The sequence below is a fragment of the Algibacter sp. genome, assembly GCF_039977455.1.
In the GTDB taxonomy this organism is placed as follows: domain Bacteria; phylum Bacteroidota; class Bacteroidia; order Flavobacteriales; family Flavobacteriaceae; genus Algibacter_B.
Window position 1 is genome coordinate 1 of the sequence record NZ_JBDWDG010000023.1, and the last position, 9894, is coordinate 9894.

The following is a 9894-nucleotide window of genomic DNA, read 5'->3' on the forward strand; positions in this document are numbered from 1 at the left end:
CATCAGACGTATTTTAATAGTGCTCATAATTTTTGGCTAAAAGGCCTAGTATATGGACCTATAGCTTTACTATGGTTATTATATTTAAAAAATATTACAACAAAACCTTATTTACCAAATAAGGAAATAATGACTCCCTAAACATATCTATTATTCTTTGATTCTGCCCAACCAACTCAAATACAGAAACCTTGAAATTTATACAGGCCTTTTAAGTCTAAACTATAATTTTTCGATTTTGGACTAGACAGGTAAAACACCTAAATTAAAACATAATAACCTTTAGGATTCGATAAACCAAAAATAAACGGCCTTACACAAAAATAAACCCCTTAAAGCTGAGCGCCTTAAGGGGTTTCTAAACTAAATAACCAACCAAAAATTTTAGCTAAACTCCTACTCTATGGTAGAATTTCACTTTATATTTTAACCCCTTGTATTTTCTCTAGGGTTTGCTACTTTATCTTTTCTAGGCTTACGCATTTTATCTTCTTTAACTTTGGTTTCTTTTTTACTATCAGATTTTAAATACTGAATATAGCCTCTACCTTCAAATTTATAAACGGTTTCAGAAGCAGGATGAAACAACTCTATCTTCCTGTCATTTATAACGCTCAATTCAAAATATTCATTGCCTAGGTAATCATAATCTAATGTTAAAGTTTTTAAATAAGAGTTCCCTCTTACATCAGCTACACCATAAATTCCTGTATAATCCCAATACAGGTTATTGGTATTATTAACGTTAACATCTTGTGAACTTCTAAATTCAGAATCATTTCCTCCAGCTAAAAACTGCAAATAGTTTTCGTTATCAAATTCGTTTATGGCACCAAAATTACTAGTATATGTTTTTTCCCAAACTTCATACTCTTGTAAAAAATAATGGATGTTATCATAAAACACAAAATCATAATCGAAATTACTACGTTGGTAGCCATCTAAAAAGTACGAGGTATCGTTATAAGGGTTATATAATTCTATGGTATTATTATCCACCTGATAAACATCAAAGGTTGAAAAACCATCAATATCATGTTGCACATCTAAAATCATATTATAAGCATCATAATTAGCAACATCAATTCCATATCCATTACCATTACTTCCTAAACCCGCAATATTATTATTAGCATATAACACACCATTAATAAACGATACCGTAAACGCTTTTTGTAAAAATGGCGTTTCACCATAACCTACAGTGCTGTTTATATCTACATACCATAATTCATACTTATTTAATAATTGGTTGACCGAAATATTAGGCTCATTAAAATCATCAATGATCACTTCAGAATAACAGGATGTAAAAAGGCTTGCCATTAAAGCAAAACCTGAAAGTAATTTTATCGTATTCATAATATAACATTTTAGGGTTTCTGTTTAGGTAGTTTCAAAACGCGTGCCAAACATTTTGGATTGCTCAATTTAAAACCTATTTAAAAGACCTAAATCTTTATTAAAACGCAACTATTACACTGCTTTCCAAGCATTTCTAGATTCTTTCCTAACAGTCCTTTAAAATGAAAAATATTTATGTATTTTTGAATTAGATAACATTAGAAGACCTATGGATAAACCTTTAAAATATGCGGTTTTTGGAGCAGGAAGTTGGGCTACAGCAATAGTAAAAATGCTTAGCGAAAACTTAAATGAAATTGGTTGGTATATGCGCAGTGTATACACCAAAGAGCATTTATTAAGAGAACAACACAATCCTAATTATTTAAGTTCGGTAGAGTTTCATTTAGAACAATTAAAACTAAGCAACGATATTAATGAAATTGCTGAATATGCCGATGTTTTAATTTTCGTTATCCCGTCTGCCTTTATCCATAGTGAATTAGAAAAACTTACCGTCGATATATCTAACAAAACCATAGTATCTGCCGTAAAAGGAATAATGCCCGAAACTGAACTTTTAGTAGGCGAGCATTTTCATAAAACTTATAAAATACCCTATGATAATATTGCAGTTATTGCGGGGCCATGCCATGCTGAAGAAGTGGCCTTAGAACGTCTATCTTATCTTACTATTTCATGTTCGGACACCAAAAAAGCCGAGGCTATTGCCAACTCCCTATCAAGCGATTACATTAAAACAAAAACCAGCGACGATATTATAGGTATTGAATACGCCGTTATGCTTAAAAACATCTATGCTATAGCAGCTGGAATTGCACATGGTTTGGGTTATGGCGATAATTTCCAGAGTGTATTAATGAGCAATGCCATACGCGAAATGAAACGCTTTATTAAAAAGCGCCATAAAATGAAACGTAACATTAATAATTCGGCTTATTTAGGCGATTTATTAGTAACTGGTTATTCGGTATTTTCGCGAAACCGCATGTTTGGAAATATGATTGGCAAAGGCTATACCGTAAAATCTGCACAAATGGAAATGAGTATGGTTGCCGAAGGGTATTATGCTACAAAAAGCGCACATACACTTAACGAAAAAAACGATAAAAAAACGCAAATTCCAATTATAAACGCTGTTTACGAGATTTTATACGATAACAAAAACCCAAAAAAGGTATTTAATAAGTTAACCGATAAACTAGATTAGCTAATTCCTTGGTAAATAGAAATCTCATAATATTAATTCTATAATAATTATTTAGGCGTTACCCGAAAAGGGTCGCGCTTTACGCTATATCTTTTTTTGCCATTTATGGCAGCAAAAAAAAAGGATGCCGCTGCAATCCCTAACGCAATTTGTCCGCCAGAAAATAGCCTAAACTTATAGCCATAGTTTATTTGTTAAGAGATTCCTGCCTCCGCAGGAATATGCTACTTCACCAAAACACCTTTAACATCCATTAAAGGTACAGGTTGTAAAGCCTTAAGATTAATAGTGTTTTTTCTAAACAAATACGTTTTATCAAACATTTGGTTACCCTCAAAAAAAGACACTTTAAACTGGTTATTTAAGGCAAATAATTCCTCCTGTATAAGTTCTATTTTAGCATAACTCTTTTTAGGAAGCACATCAATTTTTTTTCGGAATTTCGAGGTTGTTTTACTTTCAGAATAACCATCAGTAACGATAATAACCATTTCTAAATCAACATCTTTATCGTTAATGATATAGGCGTTCCAATCCTGAGTTTTATAAATATCGTTATACTCGTTAACAACAGCAACGTAAACATCTTTTACAACAGGAATTTCAATATCTTTTTTCATAGCACAAAAATAATAAACTATTCAAAATAAGAATTAGAATAATTAGGTGTAATTATTCCTTTTAAATTATAAACTACTAAATGGTTAAAAAGTTCTTCTTTTGGATATAATTCGAATAAATTACTCTTCTTAAAAACCAGTTTATCTATGCGTAAAAAATAAATACTAACTATTAGTTTTAAATTAACTTCCTCTTTAATATACCTAGATTCTTGAACTTGTTTAAGTAACTTATATACTATAGTGTTAGATAACTCTTCAACAAAATCTTCAAATAATGCATTAGCTTTAGGGTAATACTTTTCTAAACCAAAAAGAAAAGAGGGCTTAAAGTATTTTAAATACTCAAACCCTCTTTGGTAAATTATTATAACACACAAAACAGGATCTTTACCATTGCTATTAACAATCCCATTTATATCTTCTTTATACTCGTTTATTAAACTCTCAATACTTGCCGAAACTAGAGCTTCTTTGTTTTTATAAAAGGTATAAATTGTCTTTTTTGATATCCCAAGTGTCTTTGCGATGTCGTCTAGAGTTACATGCTTACTTCCTAATTGGGTAAACTTTTTAATAGAACATTTTAACAACGCTGCCTTAGTAATCATGGTCATTTAGTTTACCACCATCCGCCACCAAGTGCTTCATATAGATCAACAACAGAAACTAATTGTTGTAATTTACTATCTATCACATTAAGCTCTGCACTTAAAGCACTTTGTCTTGCTGTTAATAAATCTAAGTAATTGGCATACCCGTTTTTAAGCAATTCTTCCGAGTTTGCCTCGGCGGTACGTAAGGCTTCAACTTCATTTTTTCTAAACTGAAATTTTTTAGTTTCAGCATTATAACTGTACAAAGCATTCGATACTTCACTACCAGCAACTAACAGGGTTTTCTTAAAGTTTAAAAGCGCACTTTCTTGATTTGCTAAAGCGACTTCTTTTTGAGTTTTAAGCTTACGCTGATTAAAAAGCGGCTGTGTTAACCCGCCAACAACTGTTGCGAAAAGCGAATTGGCATTAAATAAATTATCTAACTCTAAACTTTGTAAACCTCCTGAAGCGGTAAGCGTTAAACTCGGATAAAAACTACTATTAGCAACATTTGTCAGCTCAAAATTCTGAATTAATGCATACTCTGCAGCCATAACATCTGGTCTGTTACTCAATAAGGTAGAAGGTACGCCAACAGTAATATCCGCATCTATTTTTTGAACATTTAAGCTGCTTCTTTCAAAATTCTGAGGTGCCTTACCTAACAAAATACTTAATGTATTTTCAGCTTTAAAAATAGCAACCTCTAAATCTACCTGCAATGCTCTAGCACTATTATACTGCGCTATATTTTGGTCTACAGCAACTTGTGTTACTTGACCAGCATCTTTTAAGGCTTTAATAGTTTCGACCCCAATTTCTCTGGTTTCAATGGTTTGCTTCGTTATTTCTAACTGCTCATCTAAAGCCAACAAATTATAATAGGTGTTTGCAATGCTAGAAACTAACTGCGTTTTCACTAATTGATGTCCTGCAACACTTTGTAAATAAGCGGCTTGAGTTGCGCGCTTATTACTTCTAATTTTCCCCCAAATATCGGCTTCCCACGCTAAACTAGCTGTCACATCATAAGTATCTAAACCGCCACTAAAAATGGATCCAAATTGGCTATTAGCCGAATATTCTTGATGCGTATAATTAGGACCAACACTTAAGGTTGGAAAGTATCCAGCTTTTCCTTGTTTTGCGTACGCTTCTGCAGAAATCATTTGCTGTATCGCCCTACGCACATCCATATTATTTTGCAAACCTTCTGCTATATATTGTTGAAGGTATTGGTCTGTAAATAAATTTTTCCAAGATACATCGGCAATAGATAAGCTATCTGTAGATAAATTATCCGTTCTGTAAAGCGCTTCTGTTTCAGCCTCTAAGTTTGGTCTTTCATAATCTTTAGCCACAAAACAACTTTGTAGCGTTAATGCAACTACCAATATTAAAGCACCTTTACTTAAATTTCTATGTTTTATAATTGATTTCATCTTTTTATTCTTCAATAGTTTGTACTGCTGGTTTACTAGAAACTTTTTCTTGTAACCACTGAAATAATATAAATAGGATAGGAATAACAAAAACTCCTAAAATAGTACCAATAAGCATACCTCCTGCTGCTCCAGAACCAATCGAGTTGTTTCCTTCGGCCCCAACACCTTTTGCTAGTGCTAATGGCATTAATCCTAAAATAAAGGCGAATGAGGTCATTAAAATTGGACGTAAACGCGATTTTGCTCCATGGATTGCGGCATCTACAATACTTTCTCCTTTTTTGCGTCTTGCCAAGGCAAACTCTACAATAAGTATGGCGTTTTTAGCCAGTAATCCAATAAGCATAATCAAGGCAATTTGGAAATAAATATTGTTTTCTAAGCCTAAGAATTTTGTACTTATATAAGCTCCAAATACACCAAATGGTAATGAAAACACTACTGCAAAGGGCAATAAGTAACTCTCATATTGTGCACTTAATAAAAAATACACAAACAGAATACTTAAAATAAAGATGAACGTTGTTTGGTTTCCTGCATTTACCTCTTCACGTGTTAAACCAGAATAAGCAACCGTATAATTACTTGGCAGTTTTGCTACCTCTTCCTCAATAACGCGAATAGCATCACCTGTACTAAACCCGTCGTTTGTTGCCCCTGTTATGGTGGTCGAATTAAATAAGTTGAAACGCGTAACCGATTGTGGACCATACACACGTTTTAAAGTTACAAACTGTGTAATTGGTGTCATTTCATCAGAATCTGTTCTTACATACATACTATTTAAAGCACTTTCATCTGCTCTATCTTCCGGTAATGCTTGAATATACACTCTAAATTGCTTTCCAAACCTAGAGAAATCGGACGCATAAATTCCACCTATATACCCTTGTAATGTTGAGAATATACTAGTAACAGAAACACCTTTTTCTTTTGCTAAAGGCACATTCACCTCCATTTCATATTGCGGATAATTTGTGTTGAATGACGATGTTGCATATTTAATTTCTGGATGACTCATTAAAGCCATAGAGAATTCTTTATTCGCTTTATCTAAATCGGTAAACTCGCCTCCAAACTTATCTAATAAGTTAATTTCAAATCCTGATGAGTTACCAAAACCACGAATACTTGGTGGTGAAAAGAAAATAATATTAGCATCTGGAATGGTAGCTGCTATACCAAATAATTTTCCGGTAATCGCTTGTGCTGAAAGTGATGGATCTGTACGATCCGCCCAATCTTCTAATTTAATAATTCCAAAACCAAAGTTACTACCAGCACCACTAATTAAACTTCTACCTTTAATAAAGTTTACTGCTACTACACCTTCTATACCTTCAACTTTATCATATAATTTTCTAGCTACAGCATCTGTTCTATCTAATGAAGCTCCTGGAGGTAATTCAATATTAGCGAAAATAATTCCTCTATCTTCATTAGGTACAAATCCTGTTGGTGTTGTTGTAGAAGCCCAATAAATTCCAACTCCAGCAATAATTAACAATAGAACAGAAACAAATTTTCTTTTGTATAAAAACTGAAGCGATTTACCATATCTATCTACAGTGGCATTAAAACCACGATTGAATAAAGTGTAAAAACGTTTTAGTGGACTTTTTCCTTTTAACTCGTCGTCATCTTTATGTTCTTTTAATAATAAAGCACATAATGCTGGACTTAATGTTAATGCGTTTACTGCCGAAATAAGAATGGCAATAATTAAGGTTACACCAAACTGTTCATAAAATACTCCTGTAGGACCTGTTACAAAAGTTACTGGAATAAATACTGCTGCCATTACCAAAGTAATGGAGATAATAGCTCCAGAAATCTCGTTCATGGCTGTTAATGTAGCTTTTTTAGGGTTGTGTTCGCCTTCATCCATTTTGGCATGAACAGCTTCTACAACTACAATAGCATCATCTACCACAATACCAATAGCGAGCACTAGCGCGAATAGTGTTAAAAGGTTTATAGAATACCCAAAAACATTCAAGAAAAAGAAGGTACCAATAATAGAAACAGGTACAGCAATTGCTGGAATTAAGGTAGATCTAAAATCTTGTAAGAAGATGAAAACCACTAAGAATACTAATAAAAAGGCTTCTAATAAAGTGGTAATTACCTTATCTATGGAAGCATTTAAGAACAAACTAGTATCATAAGGTACAAATACATCTAAACCTTCTGGAAGGTCTGCTTTTACTTGCGCTAAGGTTACTTTTATGTTTTCAATAATTTCTTGCGCATTAGAACCTTTGGTTTGAAAGATTCCCATAAATACAGCTGGGTGTCCTTTACTCATAGCATTAGATGCATAAGATTGTGCGTCTAACTCGATAGTTGCAACATCTTTTAAGCGTAAAAACTCTCCGTTTCCTAAGGCTTTGATTACAATATCGCTGTATTGACTTTCGTTTTTAAAACGACCACTATAGGTTAATGTATATGAAAAAGATTCTCCGTTATTTTGACCTAAAGACCCTGCTGCAGCTTCCAAGTTTTGTTCTGCTAAAACAGCCGAAATATCTGAAGGAATTAAATTATAGGATGCTAATTTTTCTGGATTTAACCATATACGCATCGCATAATCTTGTTGTGAAAATACACTAACATCACCAACACCACTAATACGTTGCATGGCTGGAATGACGTTAATCTTCAAGTAATTCTGAATAAAGGTAGCGTCGTAATTCTCGCTTTCCGAATACATAGAAATAAACATCAATGCACTCGTTTCTTGTTTTTGTGTAGTAATACCTGTTTGTATTACCTCTTGTGGTAATAAAGGTGTTGCTCTAGACACACGGTTTTGCACGTTTACTGCAGCAATATCCGCATCAATTTCTTGATCAAAATATACTGTAATTTCTGCTGTTCCGGTATTAGAGGCTGTAGAAGTAATGTACGTCATACCTTCTACACCATTAATTTGTTCTTCAATAGGTACAATTACACTTTCTAAAACAGTTTCGGCGTTTGCTCCGGTATAATTTGCAGTTACCTTAATGGTAGGCGGTGCAATATCTGGGTATTCTTCTATTGGTAAGCTAGTGATACTAATAACACCTAGCATAACTATGATAATAGAGATTACTGTTGAAAGCACTGGTCTTTCAATAAATGTTTTTAACATGATAAATATGTTTGGTGGTTATTTAATTTCTGAATAAAGTTGCAACCGGTTTAATAGCCTCTTCAAAAGAAGTGTCTTGCGGTGAGATTACCATGCCGTTTCTTAATTTTCCAATACCAGAAATAATGATTTTATCGTTTGCATCTACTCCAGATGCTACAACATATAAATTATCCACTTTTCCTTGAACTTTTAATATAGAAGTCACAACTTTATTATCTTCTCCTAACTTGAAAATCATAATATTTCCTTGTTGCTCAAAAGTTGCTGTTTGCGGTACAACAATAGCATCTTTATATTCTATAGGGAATCTAATTTTCCCACTGTTTCCGTTGGTTAAAATTTCGTTAGGATTATTAAAAGCCGCTCTAATTTGAATGGTACCTGTACTTTGATTTATTTGTCCGGTACTGGTTTGAATGCGTCCTTTTTCAGAATATTCTTTACCATTTGCCAATATTAAACTTAAGTCTGGCGAATTTTTAATACGTTCTGCTTTATTTTGACCTTTAGAGCGTTGTAAATGGTCGATGTATTGTGCTTCGTTAAAACTAAAAAAGGCATATACTTGGTCAATTTCACTTACTGTGGTTAATGGTGTTCCGTCGTTAGGACTAATTAAAGCACCTTCTCTAAAATTTATAGCACCTACATAACCGTCTATTGGACTTTTAATCGTGGCATAACCAATATTAGCAGAAACACCACTTAAATTTGCTTTTGCTTGTGCTAAATTAGCTTTAGCAGTTTCTAATTGTACTGGGCTAATAATGTTTTTTTCCACTAGAGGCACTAATTTGTCAACCTCCACTTGTGCCACATTAACACGCGCTTTTGCTGCTCCTGCATCTTGACTTAAAGACTGGGTTTCTAGTTTAAACAAGGCTTGTCCTTTACGTACTTTCTGACCTTCGTCTACAAATACTTTTTCGATATAACCGGAAGTTTTTGCTCTTACATCACTGTTTACAATACCTTCAATTGTAGCAGGATAATCTTGATAACCCGTTACGGTTTTAGTTTCTAATTGCGACACAGGAAAAGGTGTAGGAGGAGGAGCAGCTGCTGATGCTTGTTTTTGGTCTGAATTGCCACAACTTACAATAACTAAGAAAAGACTTAGTGCTAGTATGGTATATAGTTTGTTCTTTTTCATCTGGATAAAACTTTAAATATGGAATTGGTTGCTTATTAATTTTTCTCTTAATTCTTTAACCGAGGCTGTTGCTTCGTCTACAAATTTCACATAGTCATTATGAAAACTTAAGTCGAATTTTTCGTCTTCGTTTTTAATTTTTACTTCGTTTTGGATTTCTTTATAGGATTTAATTTCTAGATGAATAGCACGCTCTTCATCCCAATGGCTTATCATTCTGTCTACATGTTGAATAATAGTATTTTTATTGATGATAAAGTACTTTTTACGATCTCCTGTTTTGGTGAAATATTCTATTTTGTTTAAATCTTGTAAATGATTTAGATGTGTAGAAATGGTGCTTTTACTTGCACAAAGCAC

General features: G+C 33.2%; 7 protein-coding genes and 1 pseudogene. 1 reads left to right on the forward strand and 7 read right to left on the reverse strand.

Translation table 11 applies throughout. The features are described 5' to 3' along the window. Nucleotides 1-426: 426 nt before the first annotated feature. Nucleotides 427-1362 (reverse strand): nicotinic acid mononucleotide adenyltransferase, encoded by a 936-nt coding sequence (locus tag ABJM36_RS12175; RefSeq protein WP_348451753.1) that lies wholly within the window; start codon nucleotides 1360-1362, stop codon nucleotides 427-429. A gap of 211 nt (nucleotides 1363-1573) precedes the next feature. On the opposite strand from ABJM36_RS12175, the gene ABJM36_RS12180 reads away from it, so the two are divergent. Continuing rightward, nucleotides 1574-2575: an NAD(P)H-dependent glycerol-3-phosphate dehydrogenase gene (locus tag ABJM36_RS12180; RefSeq protein ID WP_348451754.1), complete on the forward strand. Its 1002-nt coding sequence runs from the start codon at nucleotides 1574-1576 to the stop codon at nucleotides 2573-2575. Between the two features lie 224 nt (nucleotides 2576-2799). On the opposite strand, the gene ABJM36_RS12185 is transcribed toward ABJM36_RS12180, so the two are convergent. The 6 genes and pseudogenes from ABJM36_RS12185 to ABJM36_RS12210 form a co-directional block, all read right to left on the reverse strand. Beyond that, on the reverse strand, nucleotides 2800-3195 hold the full coding sequence (locus ABJM36_RS12185; protein ID WP_348451756.1) for a hypothetical protein: 396 nt from the start codon (nucleotides 3193-3195) through the stop codon (nucleotides 2800-2802). A 17-nt stretch (nucleotides 3196-3212) separates the two neighbouring features. Continuing rightward, the gene (locus tag ABJM36_RS12190; protein WP_348451757.1) at nucleotides 3213-3806 is read right to left on the reverse strand and encodes a TetR/AcrR family transcriptional regulator; all 594 of its coding nucleotides are present in this window, start codon (nucleotides 3804-3806) and stop codon (nucleotides 3213-3215) included. 11 nt (nucleotides 3807-3817) lie between these two features. After that, nucleotides 3818-5236, reverse strand: coding sequence for a TolC family protein (locus ABJM36_RS12195; protein ID WP_348451759.1), 1419 nt, complete (start codon nucleotides 5234-5236; stop codon nucleotides 3818-3820). Between the two features lie 4 nt (nucleotides 5237-5240). After that, the gene (locus ABJM36_RS12200) at nucleotides 5241-8378 is read right to left on the reverse strand and encodes an efflux RND transporter permease subunit (protein ID WP_348451760.1); all 3138 of its coding nucleotides are present in this window, start codon (nucleotides 8376-8378) and stop codon (nucleotides 5241-5243) included. Nucleotides 8379-8400: 22 nt separating this feature from the next. Then, nucleotides 8401-9534 (reverse strand): efflux RND transporter periplasmic adaptor subunit, encoded by a 1134-nt coding sequence (locus tag ABJM36_RS12205; protein WP_348451762.1) that lies wholly within the window; start codon nucleotides 9532-9534, stop codon nucleotides 8401-8403. 12 nt (nucleotides 9535-9546) lie between these two features. Beyond that, a pseudogene (locus tag ABJM36_RS12210) lies at nucleotides 9547-9894 on the reverse strand (transcriptional regulator); the annotation flags it as partial.

Coding starts and splice junctions, on each gene's coding strand:
- ABJM36_RS12180 (WP_348451754.1), top strand. CDS start 1,574: ATGGATAAACCTTTAAAATATGCGGTTTTTGGAGCAGGAAGTTGGGCT.
- ABJM36_RS12195 (WP_348451759.1), bottom strand. CDS start 5,236: ATGAAATCAATTATAAAACATAGAAATTTAAGTAAAGGTGCTTTAATA.
- ABJM36_RS12200 (WP_348451760.1), bottom strand. CDS start 8,378: ATGTTAAAAACATTTATTGAAAGACCAGTGCTTTCAACAGTAATCTCT.
- ABJM36_RS12175 (WP_348451753.1), bottom strand. CDS start 1,362: ATGAATACGATAAAATTACTTTCAGGTTTTGCTTTAATGGCAAGCCTT.
- ABJM36_RS12185 (WP_348451756.1), bottom strand. CDS start 3,195: ATGAAAAAAGATATTGAAATTCCTGTTGTAAAAGATGTTTACGTTGCT.
- ABJM36_RS12190 (WP_348451757.1), bottom strand. CDS start 3,806: ATGATTACTAAGGCAGCGTTGTTAAAATGTTCTATTAAAAAGTTTACC.
- ABJM36_RS12205 (WP_348451762.1), bottom strand. CDS start 9,534: ATGAAAAAGAACAAACTATATACCATACTAGCACTAAGTCTTTTCTTA.